Genomic DNA, 12,840 nt, shown 5'->3' with positions numbered 1-12,840 from the left:
GCCCTCCCCGGCCCGTGCCGGTGTTCAACTCTGTCAGCGAACCTGGTCCACATCGACGAGGTCGACGCGGATGCCACGGCCGCCGATGGCGCCCACGACGGTTCGCAGCGCGCGTGCGGTGCGGCCGTTGCGGCCGATCACCTTGCCGAGGTCATCGGGATGGACCCGGACCTCGAGCACACGACCACGGCGCAGGTTGCGCGAGGCGACCTGCACATCGTCGGGGTTGTCGACGATGCCCTTCACGAGGTGCTCGAGAGCCTCCTCGAGCATGCTCAGGCCTCGGTCGACTCGGCGGGCGCGGCAGCGTCAGCAGCCTCGTCCGCCTTCTTGTCGGCCTTCTTCGCCTTCTGCGTGATGGCCTCGCCCTTGGACTCCTCGCCGGTGTCCTTGGCCAGGGCCTCGAACAGGGCGCGCTTGTCGGCCTTGGGCTCCGGCTGCAGCAGCGGCGCGGGGGCGGGGAGGCCCTTGTGGGCCTGCCAGTCACCGGTGAGCTTCAGGATCGCGAGAACCGGCTCGGTCGGCTGGGCGCCGACGGACAGCCAGTACTGCGCACGCTCCGAGTTGACCTCGATGCGCGAGGGGTTCTGCACCGGGTGGTACAGACCGATCTCCTCGATGGCCCGGCCGTCACGGCGGGTACGGGAGTCGGCGACGACGATGCGGTAGTGAGGCGAACGGATCTTGCCCAGACGCTTCAGCTTGATCTTGACTGCCACGGAAGTGGTGTCTCCTGGTCTATGACGTGGTTGGGCACAACGAAGATGCCACGTGGGGTTGCGGTACTCGGGTGCCCGATGGACGCGTCAGCCGGAGGCGAGAGGGTTCCTATGCGGCTGTCGAGTACAGCTAGCCATTGTGCCACACCACATCGGGTCACCCCACCGCGACCGCCGCTTCCGGGATACGGAAGGGCTTTCCGCAGCCACCGCAGACGATCGGCGCCTGGGCGAGGACCGACGGTACGACCCGGACGTTGCGTCCGCAGTCGCAGACGGCCTTGACGCGCACGCCACCTCCGGAGGAGCCGTGCCGTGCGGCCGGCCCGCGGAAGGAGCGTTTGGTGTCGGCGGCGGTGGCGACCGTGTGCGCCTTGAGGGCGCGCTGCAGTCGCTCGATCGTCGGGCGGTACCGGCGCTTGGCCTCGGGGTTGAGCGTGACCAGTGAGAAGCCACTGCTGGGGTGGGGCTCCTCGGTATGGTCGAGACCCAGCTCCTCGGCGATCGCGAGGAATCGTCTGTTGTGGTAGCGGCCGGCGCGGGAGGTGTCACGGACACCTCGGGCGGCGGCGATGCCATGGACTGCCTCATGCAGCAGTCGCTCGAAGGAGAGCTCGGCGCCACAGGCGGACGAGGACTCTCCGATCAGGGACTCGGGCGCGGCAAGATCGGGCAGCTCGGCGTGGTACCGCTGAATGTCGGCCCACGCCTGCGCCAGCTCTGCGGCAAGTACAGGTGGTGTCGTGCTCACGTCGTGACAACGAGCCTGAGTGCCCCGGTGTTCCGATTCCGGGCCATCCCAAATATTTTGCACGTACCAGTCAGTTGCCGTTCATGCGTCCTGACGAGGGCAGGTGCGCTGATCTGCGGAGAACCCTCGCAGCTCGCACGAAGCCGGTACGTAGTGCCGCGTACGCCGTGAGCATGCGCCGGGGCGCGTAATGAGCGTCTGCGCGCCGGGTCCGGACGGTTCCGGGAACACGTCGGGCGTCAGTAGGCGCGGGCCACGACGGCGACAGTACCCGGGGCGTCGTCGGACTGCGGCACCGACCCGTCCTCGGCCACCAGACACCGTACCGAGGCTCCCTGCTCCGCGAGCCGGGCCTCCCCCGCCGGGCCGAGGACGTCCCACGGAATGCGGGCCCAGCCGCCCGCGGCCGCTGCTTCTGCGGCCTCCTCGACGGTGGCCGCCTCGCTGGTACGGGAGGTGCGGCGGGCCCGGGACTCCCGCAGCAGGGTCGCCTGGTCCTCCTCCAGAACGGCCGGCAGCAGGGCTGCCAGCGCCTCGATCGGGACCGGTTCCTTCCCGCCGGGGATGCGGCGGGCCAGCATCGCCGTGCCGTTCTCCAGATCGCGCGGGCCGACTTCGATCCGTACGGGTACGCCCTTCAGCTCCCAGTCGACCGCGCGCCGGCCGAACGGGGTGTCCGTGCGGTCGTCGACGTGCACCCTGATCCCGGCGGCGCCCAGCCGGTCGCCGATGGAGCGGACCGCGGTGAGTACCGCCTCGTCCCCCTTGATCGCGAGGGCGACCGCCTGGACGGAGGCCAGCCGCGGCGGGACGCGGAGCCCCTGGTCGTCGCCGTGCGACATGATCAGGCCGCCGACCATCCGGGTCGAGGTGCCCCAGGAGGTCTGCCAGACGAGCTCCTGCCTGCCCTCCTTCGACAGGTACTCGGTGTGGAAGGCCTTCGCGAAGTTGGTGCCGAGCTCATGACTCGTACCCATCTGCAGGGCCTTGCCGTCGCCCATCATCGCTTCGAGAGTGAGCGTGTTGACGGCGCCCGCGAACCGCTCCCTGGGGGTCTTCCGGCCGAGCACCACGTCGATGCCGAGGACCTCGGTCATGAAGTCCGCGTAGACGTCCCGGTGGATGCGGGCGGCGTACTCCCGGGCGTCCTCGTACGTGGCGTGGGCGGTGTGGCCCTCCTGCCAGAGGAATTCCGTCGTACGGAGAAAGACCCGCGGGCGCATCTCCCAGCGGACGACGTTGGCCCACTGGTTGATCAGGAGGGGCAGATCCCGGTAGCTCTGGACCCATTTCGAGAAGTACTCGTTGATGATCGTTTCGGACGTCGGCCGCACCACCACAGGCTCTTCGAGGTCCTTGCCGCCGCCGTGGGTGACGATGGCGAGTTCGGGTGCGAAGCCCTCGACGTGCTCCGCCTCGCGTGTCAGGTAAGACTGGGGGATGAAGAGTGGGAAGTAGGCGTTCTGGGCGCCCGCATCCTTGATGCGGGCATCCATCTCCTGCTGCATCCGCTCCCACAGGCCGTATCCGTACGGTCGGATGACCATGGTGCCGCGCACCGGACCGTTGTCCGCGAGTTCGGCCTTGTTGATCAGATCCTGGTACCAGCGGGGAAAGTCCTCGGCCTGGGGTGTGAGAACGGGTGCCTTTGCCATGGCGCGCATCGTACGGCGACATCTCACTCCGCACGGAGTGACGGGACCGGCCTTCGTGGCCTGTATCCAGGGGCGCACGACGTGTTCCCCGGGGCGCATGACCGTAGCTCGCAACCATTGCCCTCCGACCCCTGGACGAAGCCGCGGATGCGGAGTTCTCTGACTTACGGGGGAGTGCGGGCGCGCAGACACACGGGGGCCGTCCACTCGGGTACGACCGACTTCTCGGCGGATTGGGGCGCTTTCATGACACCAACGCTCGTCCGGCACCACAGGCAGGCGGATACATCCGCCCCGGTGGACCCCGGAACCCGTGCCCGTGACTGGGCCGAGATCCAGGAGCGCATGCTCGCACCGCTGTACGAAGCCGTGTACGAGCGGCTCGAAATCGGAGCCGGTACGCGGATGCTCTCCCTCGGCTGCGGCTCCGGGCTCGCTCTGCTGATGGCCACCGCCCGTGCGGCGCACGTCACCGGCGTCGACACCGATCGCGAACGTCTCGCTCTGGCCCGCGAACGGCTGCTGCCCGATCCCGGACCCGAGCGGGCGCGGGAGGGCCTGCCGGTGCTCATCGACGGTGATCCGTCCGTCGCCGCCCGGCCCGAAGGCCCCCCGTACAACCTGCTCACCGTGTTCACTCCGATCGGTTGCTCCGCGGGGGATTCCGAAGGGCTGAAACCGGAGCTGGAGTCCGCTGTTCCGCTGGTCGCCCGGGGCAGCTCGGTGGTACTGACCGGATGGGGTCCGCCCGAGCGGTGTGCGACTGCGGCGGTGCTACGGGTGGCGACGCGGCTCGGTGACACGGTACGTGCGCCCCGCGAGGGAGGCTGGCGCCCGGCGCGACGGGACGATCTGGAGGAGGTCGCGTTCCGGGCCGGGCTCAATCCGAACGGCTCGGGTCGGGTGGCGTGCCCGTTCGGGTACGCGGACATGGACAGCGCGGTGCGCGGGCTGCTGTCGACCCGGCTGTTCGACGCGGCGGTGCGGGCGACGGACCGGTCCCAGGTGGAGAAGGAGGTCGCGGAGGCACTGCATCCGCACCGGCGCCGTGACGGCACGGTCTGGATGCCCAATGTCTTCCGCTATCTCGTCTGCACCACTCCCTAGAAGGGCGCTGCATTCCCTGTTCCGCAGAGCGGCGTTCCGCGCCCGGCCGGGCGGCTCTCAGTGCTTGGCCAGGCGCGCGACGCCCGCCGCCCGGTAGGCCGCCTCCTCGTCCAGCGTCTCGTTCTGCAGCAGCGCGGACGCGAGCGTGTCCAGCTTCTCCCGGTGCTCACGCAGCAGCCGTTGCGCCTCGATGTAGCACTCGTCGACGATGCGCCGCATCTCGTGGTCGACCGCGTCCAGCGTGGCGGGCGCCGCCGAGAGGCCGTACGCCTGCTGGGCGTCGCCCGGGATCGCCGTCAGCCTGCCGACTCTGTCGCTCATCCCCCAGCGCCCGACCATTCCACGCGCCAGATTGGTGACCTGTTCCAGGTCGCTCTCCGAGCCTGTGGTGACCACTCCGTAAACCAGGTGCTCGGCGGCCATGCCACCGAGGGCGCCGATGATGCGGCCGCGTAGATAGTCCTCGGTGTACGCGTACTTGTCGGCCTCCGGCGTCGAGAGGGTGACGCCGAGGGCCCGGCCGCGCGGCACGATGGTGACCTTGCGGACCGGGTCGGCGCCGGGCTGGAGCATCCCGAGGAGGGCGTGGCCGCTCTCGTGGTACGCGGTCCTGCGGCGCTCCTCCTCCGGCATGACCAGCGGTCGTTCGGCTCCGAGCTGGACCTTCTCCAAGGCGTCCGACAGGTCGGCCTGGTTGACCTCGGACTGCTTGCGCTTGACGGCGAGCAGGGCGGCCTCGTTGGCGAGGTTGGCGAGGTCCGCACCGGTCATGCCGGGGGTCGTGCGGGCCACCTGGCCGAGGCTCACGTCCTCGGAGAGCGGGATCTGCCGGGTGTGGATCTTCAGGATCGCCTCCCGGCCACCCCGGTCCGGTGGACTCACCTGGACGATCCGGTCGAAGCGGCCGGGCCTGGTGAGCGCCGGGTCGAGGACATCGGCCCGGTTGGTCGCGGCGAGGACGACGACACCTTCCGATCCGGAGAAGCCGTCCATCTCGGTGAGGATCTGGTTCAGCGTCTGTTCGCGCTCGTCGTGGCCGCCCATGCCGGAGCCGCCGCCGCGGGCCCGGCCGATGGTGTCGATCTCGTCGATGAAGACGATGGCGGGAGCGACCTTGCGGGCCTCGGCGAAGAGTTCCCGTACCCGGCTCGCGCCGACGCCGACGATCATCTCGATGAACTCGGAGGCGGAGGCGGAGAAGAACGGCACCCCGGCCTCGCCCGCGACGGCCCGCGCGAGCAGCGTCTTGCCGGTGCCGGGCGGACCGGCGAGCAGCACTCCCCCGGGCATCCGGGCACCCATCTTCCGGTACTCCTGCGGGTTCTTCAGGAAGTCGACGACATCGTTGAGTTCGCCCTCGACCTCGTCGATCCCGGCCACGTCCTCGAAAGTGGTGCGCTTGGCGCCCTCCAGTTCGACCGGTCTGGGCGGGGCCTTGCGGCCCAGTGCGCCGGCGCCGCCGAGGCCTCCCGACATCCGGCGGGCGATGAACACCCAGAGCAGGACGAGCAGCAGGATCGGGGCGAGGGAGATCAGCAGGTTGGCGAGGAAACTGCGCTGCTGGACGACCGGTTCCGCGGTGACGGTGACATCGTCCTTGATCAGCTCGGCCCAGAGGTTGTCGTCGGCGAAGGCGGGCCGCTGGGTGACGAACTTGGTGTACGTCTTGTCGCTGCCGGGGACCTTCGCCTCCTTCCTCAGCTGCCCCTGGATGGCGTCGCCCTTGGAGTAGATCTTGGAGACGTTGCCCGCCGTGACCTGCTTGCTGAACTCCGTGTAGGCGATGGTCGGCTCGTTCCTCCCGTTGAAGAAGGAGAGCACCAGGTTGGTGATCAGATAGACGGCCAGCGCGGTCAGCAGCAGTCCGCCCCAGCCGCCGGGCATCTTCCTGCGCGGCGGAGGTGGCGGTGGGGCGCCCTCGGAACGCCACGGCTGGTCGGTCCGATCGCGCGGCGGTACAGGACTGGTCACGCGCGCTCCTCTGCCGACGACCCTGAGGCGACATTAAGCACTGGAGCCTCGGGGGGCTCGTCCGGTGGGCCCATGGGGGGACATCGGCGCGCGGACGCGTGAACCCTTGTCAATATCCAGAATCCTGTTTACTGTTCGACCTGTGAACGTCACCGACGAACGCCTCCTCACCCGCAACGGCCTCGCCGCCCGGCAGCTCGCCGTCCTGCTCCTCAACCATGAGTCGGACACCCGCATGCCCCGGGTCCGCGACTTCGCCGAGGAGCTGGGCTGCGGAAACGGCACCGTACAGGCGGCGTTGCAGCTGCTGGAGGAATCCGGCGCCATCGAGACGACCGCCCGCGGCCATCTCGGCACCTTCCTCGTCCGCTCGGACCGCTCCGTGCTCTGGCGGCTCTCCGGCCTCGGCACCCTGCTCGCCGCGATGCCCCTGCCGTACTCACGTCGGTACGAGGGTCTGGCGACCGGGCTGCGCGGCGCCTTCGAAGCGGCCGGCGCACCGTTCGCCATCACCTTCATGCGCGGCGCCGGAGCCCGGACCGCCGCACTCCTCGAAGGCAAGGTCGACCTGGTCATCCTCTCCCGCTTCGCGGCCGACCAGCTGATCGCCGAGCACCCGGTGGAGCTGGTCGCCGATCTAGGCCCGGCCACCTATGTCGGCGCGCACGGCATGCTGCTGCGGCACGGCGCCGACCCCGACACCCCCGGGCTGCGGGTGGCGGTCGACCACGCCTCCGAGGACCTGCGGATGCTCGTCGAGCGGGTCTTCGCCGGCCGCGAGGACATCGAGTGGCGCGAGGCCTCGTACATGCAGCTGCCCGACCTCTTCGCCCGTGACGAGGTCGATGCCACCGTCTGGAACCTGGACGAGGTGCAGGACCGGATCGGGCTCGGGGTCGACGTGCTTCCGCTCGGCGACGAGGTCACCCGCGAGCTGTCGCTGCGCAACTCCAGCGCGGCGATCATCGGCCGGACCGGCGGAGCGAAGGCCCTCGCCGCCGTCCGGGAGTCGCTCGATCTCTCGCTGGTGACCCGGCTGCAGACCGAGGTGCTGAAGGGCGAGCGCGTGCCCTCGTACTGATCCGGCGGATCCGTGAGGCCGCCCCCAACCACCCGCGGCCTCGGACGAGCTGAAAATACAAAATCCCGGTTTCTGTCTTTTATAGGAGGATCATCATGGACGACCAGCTCGCACTGCGGATCCAGCTCTTCCGCGAAAGCGGCCAGGTCAAGCCCGAAGTGGCCGACTTCGTCGCTGCCGAACTGGCCGCCCTCGAAGCCGACGGGCGCACCGTCACCGAAGCCAGCGCCGGAATGCTGACCAGTCACCTGATGATGGCCCTCACCCGGCTCCTCGACGGCGAGCCGATCGAACAGTTCCTCACCGATGACCAGGTCGCCGCCGAACTGGCCGGGCACCCCCACGCCGTCGCGCGTGCCCGCGCCATCTCCGCCCGGGCCGAGCAGCAGCTCGGCGCGGCCCTCCCCGACTCGGAGATCAACTTCCTCGGCATGCACCTCGCCGTGCTTGCACAGCACTCACCGGCCGCCCCGGCCTCCTGACTCCACCCCGCCCAGCCCCAGACAGAGAAGGACCAGCCATGACGAAGATCCTCACCGGCGGTGTCGGCAAGGCCGAGGTCACCGACACGATCAAGCAGCTCGCGATCGACGGCATCGACATCGTCACCTCCAGCGACATGGACGCCGCGATGAAGCTGCGCGTCGGACAGGCCGACTACTACCTCGGCACCTGCCACACCGGCGCCGGCGCCTCCCTCGGCGTGCTCGTCGGCCTGATGGGCTCGGCCGCCTGCCACACCTTCGGGCGCAGCGTCCCCACCGAGGACGAGGTCGCCGCCCTCCTCGCCGACGGCAAGAAGGCCTTCGGATTCTCGATGGACCAGATCGACGCCATCGCCCCCCTCATGGCGCGCGCCATCGCCGCCCGCGGCTGATCCCGGCCACCTCTTCCTGAACACCCCGGGCACGAAGGAGTGACCCTGTGAGCACCACACTCGCCGCCGGTGCCGGCCTCGATTTCACACTGGCCCAGCAGCTGACCGTGATAGCCCTCTGTGCGCTGACCGCGTACATCTCGCACATGGCGCTGGCCGTCTTCAACGACGGCGTACGCCCGTTCCTGCTGGACTTCATCCAGGGGCGCACCACGCGCAGCGCCACGACGGCAGTTTCCTTCGGCCTGTCCGCCGGGTTCATCTTCGGACTGGGCGCGCCCATGGCGCTCTCGACCGGTGTGCTGAACCCGTGGCTCGTCTTCCTGCCGACCGACATCCTCGGCATGCTGGCGCCGAAGAAGTGGCTCGCGCCGATCCTCGGCGGCGCGTGGGGCGCGGTCGTCGTCTTCGGCCTGAACAGCGCGAACGACGTGGCACATGATCTGCCGGTCGACTTCATCACCGCGATGCAGCAGATGTCGACGCCGATCCTGTTCCTCTTCACGCTGTTCCCGGTACTCGCGATCACCAAGCAGTTCGGCCGCAAGTGGGGTGGCGTCGCGGGAGGTCTCGAACTCGCGCTGGTCGTCCTCACCATGAAGCTCTGGCCGAAGATGTTCGCCGGGGCGCTGGCCATGGCCGTCGGCGTGCTGATGCTGATCGCCCTGGCCGTCGCCAAGGACATGAAGCAGCGCAAGGCCGACAAGGCCGCGGGCGTCACCGCGATCGTCCTGGACGACGACCCGATGGCCTCCCTGTTCAGCGCGAGCGCGGCCCGGCTTCGCCGGTATCTGCCGCTCTTCATGGTGCTGGGTGCCGGAGTCTGTGTGCTGGCGCAGATGCACATATTCGGCGGCGGTGAGGCGACCAGCTTCCTGATCGCCAAGGGGCAGTACACGGAAGCCGCCCAGGTCGACTTCTACCGGGTGTTCGGCTTCATCCCGCTCATCGCGACGACCGCGCTCGCGTCGGGCGCGTACGGCATCGCAGGGTTCACGCTGGTGTATCCGATCGGCTACCTGATGCCGAACCCGTTCCTCGCTGCGATCGTCGGCGCCGCCGTGTTCGCCGTCGAGGTGCTGGCCCTCTCCTCCATCGGCAACGTCCTCGGCAAGCTGCCCAGTGTCCGCGACTCCTCGGAGCACCTGCGCAGCGCGATCGGTGACACGCTGCAGCTCGCGATCCTCTTCGGCTCGCTGATGGCCGCCAACGCCATGGGCGGCGGACTCGGAATCCTCGTCGTCGGCGGGCTCTACCTGCTGAACGACGCCATGGGCCGGCCGGTGGTGCGGATGGCCGCCGCTCCGGCAGCGGTGATCGTCGGCGGAATCCTGCTCAACGTCCTGTACTGGCTCGACCTGTTCACCCCGCTCAAGGGCTGAGGCCGGGTCACGTACGCCAGGAAGGAACCACGATGCACACCACCGCCCCGCAGCCCGTGCTCCGTACGGTCGTCGGCGATCTCGTCCCCGGCTCGGTGCGAGGCCCCGCCCTCGCCCATGAGCACCTCGTCCTCGACCTCGACCACCGGGGCGACGGCGCGGCCCTCCTCCACCCGGACCGGCATGCCGCGGACGTCGCCGCCGAGCTGGCGGCCCTCCGGGAGGAGTTCGGGCTCGGCCTCGTCGTCGAGCTGACCTGCCGCGGCATGGGCCGGGACGCCGACGCCCTGGCCCGGATCGCCCGGGACGCGCAGGTCGCCGTCGTCGCCGCCACCGGGTGGTACTACGAGCCGTTCCACACCCCCGAGATCGCCGCCGCCGACGTCGACGAGCTCACCGCCACCCTCGTCCGCGAGATCGACACGGGCATCGGCTCCACCGGGATCCGCCCCGGCGTCCTCGGAGAGATCGGCAGCCACGGTGACACACCCACCGACGCCGAGACGAAGGTGCTGCGGGCCGCCGCGCGGGCCGCGTCCGCCACCGGGCTGTCTGTCGCCACCCATGCGCAGCTCGGCCGTGGCGGCCTCGCCCAGCTGGAACTCCTCACCGCCGAGGGCGTGGAGCCGCACCGCATCAGCATCGGCCACCAGGACCTTCTCGACGATCCGGCCGTGCACCGGGAGATCGCGGCGACCGGTGCGTACGTCGCGTTCGACACCGTCGGCAAGGACGGCTACCAGAGCGACGACACCCGGCTGCGGCTGCTGCTCGCCCTGCTGGAGGCCGGGCACGCCGACCGGGTCCTGTTGAGCTGCGACATCTCGCGCCACGGCTACCTGCGCGCGGAGGGCGGCCAGGGGTACGGGCATCTCTTCCGGAGCTTCCTGCCCAAGGCCCGCGCCGCCGGCGTCGACGACGGCCTGATCGACCTGATGACCCGCTGCAATCCGCTGCGCTTTCTCACCGGCGCCGGCGTGGAAGAGATCTGATCATGAACCCGGCACTACCGCAGACATTCCCCCTCGCGACCGTGGCACTGGACGACGCGATCGCCCGGCAGTTCCGGCTGCTGGAGGCGACCGCCGCCCACTTCGAGGGCCCCCAGCTCTTCGAAGCGGACGCCGGCGTCGTCCCCGGTCTCGGTCGTCCCCGCACCACTGCCCGCGTCGAAGCGGTCCTGGCCGACTTCTTCGGCGCCGAGGACGCCGCGTTCGTGCAGGGCGCGGGCACCGGCGCGATCCGCGCGGCGCTCAACGCCGCCGTACGGGCTGGGGATCCGCTGCTCATCCACCGGGCGCCCGTCTACCGCACCACCGCGGTCACCCTGCGCGGCATCGGTGTACGCACCGTCGAGGTCGACTTCAACAACGGCGCCGCACTGCGCGAGGCCCTGGCGTCCGGCCGGTTCCGGTGGGCGTACGTCCAGCACACCCGGCAGCGGCTCGCCGACTCGTACGACCCCGCCGAAGTCCTGGCCGCCTGCCGGGCCGCCGGCGTGCGCACGCTCGTCGACGACAACTACGCCGTGATGCGCACCCCCGCCGCGGGGGTGGAACTGGGCGCCGACGCCTCCTGCTTCTCGCTGTTCAAGCTGCACGGTCCCGAAGGCGTCGGGGTCGTCGTCGGGGCCCGCGACCTCGTCGGGCACATCCGGCGCGACAACTACTCCGGCGGCGGCCAGGTCCAGGGCCACCAGGCGCTCGACGCCCTGCGCGCCCTGACCCACGTACCGGTCATGTGGGCCGTCCAGTCCCGGGTCGGTGCCGAGGTGGCCGAGCGGCTGGCAGCCGGGGAAGTGGCCGGCGTCGCCGAGGTGCGGATCGCCAATGCCCAGGACCGCTGTCTGCTGGTCCGTCTGGACCGGCCGGTGGCGAAAGAGCTGCCGGCCGTCGCCGCACGCTTCGGGGCCGCGCCCTACCCCGTCGGCTCCAACTCGCGCTACGAGATCGCGCCGCTCTTCTACCGGATGTCCAGCTCCGCGCTGGACGACGCACCCGCACTGGCCGACTGGACGGTACGCATCAACCCCATGCGGGCGGGAGCGGATCTCGTCGTCGACATCCTGCGCCGCTCGCTCGCCGCACTGGGCGACCGGCCTGCCGAAGTGAACGACCCGAAGGACGCCTGACCGTGTTTCTCGACACCGTGCTCACCCGCAACCCCGAGCTCGTCGATGCTGCGGCGGCCCTCCACCGGCGCGGTGAGATCCCGCCCGACACGTATGTGATCGACCTCGACGCCGTCGAGGCCAACGCGGAACTCCTCGCCGCCGAGGCCCAGCGGCTCGGTCTCTCCCTCTGGTTCGTCGTCAAACAGTTCGGCCGCAACCCCGATCTGATCAAGGCCGTCGCCCGGCACATCCCCAAGTACGCCGCCATCGACCCGGCCGAGGCCCGCACCCTGCATGCGACGGGCGCCCGGGCCGGCAACCTCGGCCACCTCGTCCAGATCCCCCGCCGTGCCCTGCCCGAAATGCTGGCCTGGCGCCCGGAGACCGTCACCGTCTACGACCTGGCCAATGCCCGGGCCGTCTCCGAGGCCGCCGAGCGGCTGGGCCTGGTGCAGGACATTCTCGTACGGCTCGAAGGCGCCGAGGGCACCGTCTACCCGGGCCAGGAGGGCGGCGTCCCGCTCCCCCGCCTGGACGCGTTCGCCGCGGCCGCCGAGCGGCTGCCCGGCATCCGGATCGCGGGCGTCACCGCCTTCCCGTGCGTCCTGTGCGACCCGGCGACCGGAACCCCGTACGCCACCCCCAACTTCACGCTCGCCCTGAAGGCCCGTGAGCTCCTGGCCGCCCGCGGGCACGAGGACCTCAAGCTGAGCGCCCCGAGCGCCACCTCGGTGGCCTCGCTGCCGCTGCTCGCCGCCCACGGCGCCACCCACGGCGAGCCCGGCCACGCCCTCACCGGCACGACCCCGCTGCACGCACTGGACCCGGGCCAGCCCGAGAAGCCCGCCTATGTGTACGTGAGCGAGATCGCCCACACCCTCGACGACGGCCGCCCCGCCCTCCACGGCGGCGGCTTCTACGCCCGCTCCCATATCCGCAGCGCCCTGCTGCCACGCACCGGCGCACGCCTCGGCGTGCAAGGCGCTCCCGCCGAGAACATCGACTACTACCGGCTGCTCGACGCCCCCGCCGAGGGCCAGGACGTCCGGCTCGGCGACACCGCGCTGCTCGCCTTCCGGACCCAGATCTTCGTCACCCGCTCGACCGTCGCCGTCGTCGCCGGACTCTCGTCCGGAACCCCGCGGCTGTGCGGGCTCCACGACGCCCACGGCCGGCCCCTGTAA

13 protein-coding genes are annotated in these 12,840 nt (G+C 70.4%); 8 read left to right on the top strand and 5 right to left on the bottom strand.

The window, feature by feature from the left end:
- Positions 1-33 precede the first annotated feature (33 nt).
- The 4 genes from ACFYP5_RS29770 to proS all read right to left on the bottom strand — a co-directional run bounded on the left by ACFYP5_RS29770 (position 34) and on the right by proS (position 3,125).
- Complete coding sequence (locus ACFYP5_RS29770) at positions 34-273, bottom strand: RNA-binding protein (protein WP_005311361.1); 240 nt, start codon at positions 271-273, stop codon at positions 34-36.
- Positions 274-275: 2 nt separating this feature from the next.
- Positions 276-719, bottom strand: a complete 444-nt coding sequence (gene rpsP, locus ACFYP5_RS29765) for a 30S ribosomal protein S16 (protein ID WP_030928571.1) — start codon at positions 717-719, stop codon at positions 276-278.
- Between the two features lie 157 nt (positions 720-876).
- Positions 877-1,470, bottom strand: a complete 594-nt coding sequence (locus ACFYP5_RS29760) for a hypothetical protein (RefSeq protein WP_389041762.1) — start codon at positions 1,468-1,470, stop codon at positions 877-879.
- 239 nt (positions 1,471-1,709) lie between these two features.
- Entirely contained in the window at positions 1,710-3,125 is a 1,416-nt protein-coding gene (proS, locus tag ACFYP5_RS29755) for a proline--tRNA ligase (RefSeq protein ID WP_389041760.1), read from the bottom strand.
- A 246-nt stretch (positions 3,126-3,371) separates the two neighbouring features.
- Between proS and ACFYP5_RS29750 the strand changes: the two genes are divergently transcribed.
- A complete protein-coding gene (locus tag ACFYP5_RS29750) occupies positions 3,372-4,232 on the top strand; it encodes an SAM-dependent methyltransferase (protein WP_389041758.1) in 861 nt (286 codons plus the stop codon).
- 57 nt (positions 4,233-4,289) lie between these two features.
- Here ACFYP5_RS29750 and ftsH read toward each other — a convergent pair whose 3' ends face one another.
- Positions 4,290-6,203: an ATP-dependent zinc metalloprotease FtsH gene (gene ftsH, locus ACFYP5_RS29745; protein ID WP_389041756.1), complete on the bottom strand. Its 1,914-nt coding sequence runs from the start codon at positions 6,201-6,203 to the stop codon at positions 4,290-4,292.
- 142 nt (positions 6,204-6,345) lie between these two features.
- Here ftsH and yhfZ point away from each other — a divergent pair, with 142 nt between their 5' ends.
- From yhfZ to ACFYP5_RS29710, 7 genes are all read left to right on the top strand, one after another.
- Positions 6,346-7,284 (top strand): GntR family transcriptional regulator YhfZ, encoded by a 939-nt coding sequence (gene yhfZ / locus ACFYP5_RS29740; RefSeq protein WP_389041754.1) that lies wholly within the window; start codon positions 6,346-6,348, stop codon positions 7,282-7,284.
- A gap of 95 nt (positions 7,285-7,379) precedes the next feature.
- Positions 7,380-7,766, top strand: a complete 387-nt coding sequence (locus tag ACFYP5_RS29735) for a PRD domain-containing protein (protein ID WP_389041752.1) — start codon at positions 7,380-7,382, stop codon at positions 7,764-7,766.
- Between the two features lie 38 nt (positions 7,767-7,804).
- The gene (locus ACFYP5_RS29730) at positions 7,805-8,161 is read left to right on the top strand and encodes a DUF2620 domain-containing protein (RefSeq protein WP_389041750.1); all 357 of its coding nucleotides are present in this window, start codon (positions 7,805-7,807) and stop codon (positions 8,159-8,161) included.
- Positions 8,162-8,208: 47 nt separating this feature from the next.
- Complete coding sequence (locus ACFYP5_RS29725) at positions 8,209-9,543, top strand: YhfT family protein (protein ID WP_389041748.1); 1,335 nt, start codon at positions 8,209-8,211, stop codon at positions 9,541-9,543.
- 32 nt (positions 9,544-9,575) lie between these two features.
- Positions 9,576-10,535, top strand: coding sequence for a phosphotriesterase (locus tag ACFYP5_RS29720; protein WP_389041746.1), 960 nt, complete (start codon positions 9,576-9,578; stop codon positions 10,533-10,535).
- Positions 10,536-10,537: 2 nt separating this feature from the next.
- The gene (locus tag ACFYP5_RS29715; protein WP_389041744.1) at positions 10,538-11,674 is read left to right on the top strand and encodes an aminotransferase class V-fold PLP-dependent enzyme; all 1,137 of its coding nucleotides are present in this window, start codon (positions 10,538-10,540) and stop codon (positions 11,672-11,674) included.
- A gap of 2 nt (positions 11,675-11,676) precedes the next feature.
- Positions 11,677-12,840, top strand: a complete 1,164-nt coding sequence (locus ACFYP5_RS29710; protein ID WP_389041742.1) for an alanine racemase — start codon at positions 11,677-11,679, stop codon at positions 12,838-12,840.

This window comes from Streptomyces sp. NPDC005262 (assembly GCF_042872425.1).
Taxonomy (GTDB): domain Bacteria; phylum Actinomycetota; class Actinomycetes; order Streptomycetales; family Streptomycetaceae; genus Streptomyces.
The sequence above is the reverse complement of the archived record's forward strand: the minus strand, read 5'-3'. Positions and strand labels throughout refer to the sequence as shown.

What these genes read in the sequence shown, in the direction of transcription:
- ACFYP5_RS29770 (WP_005311361.1), bottom strand. Translation starts at nt 273, where the DNA reads ATGCTCGAGGAGGCTCTCGAGCACCTCGTGAAGGGCATCGTCGACAAC.
- proS (WP_389041760.1), bottom strand. Translation starts at nt 3,125, where the DNA reads ATGGCAAAGGCACCCGTTCTCACACCCCAGGCCGAGGACTTTCCCCGC.
- ACFYP5_RS29750 (WP_389041758.1), top strand. Translation starts at nt 3,372, where the DNA reads ATGACACCAACGCTCGTCCGGCACCACAGGCAGGCGGATACATCCGCC.
- ACFYP5_RS29735 (WP_389041752.1), top strand. Translation starts at nt 7,380, where the DNA reads ATGGACGACCAGCTCGCACTGCGGATCCAGCTCTTCCGCGAAAGCGGC.
- ACFYP5_RS29730 (WP_389041750.1), top strand. Translation starts at nt 7,805, where the DNA reads ATGACGAAGATCCTCACCGGCGGTGTCGGCAAGGCCGAGGTCACCGAC.
- ACFYP5_RS29720 (WP_389041746.1), top strand. Translation starts at nt 9,576, where the DNA reads ATGCACACCACCGCCCCGCAGCCCGTGCTCCGTACGGTCGTCGGCGAT.
- ACFYP5_RS29715 (WP_389041744.1), top strand. Translation starts at nt 10,538, where the DNA reads ATGAACCCGGCACTACCGCAGACATTCCCCCTCGCGACCGTGGCACTG.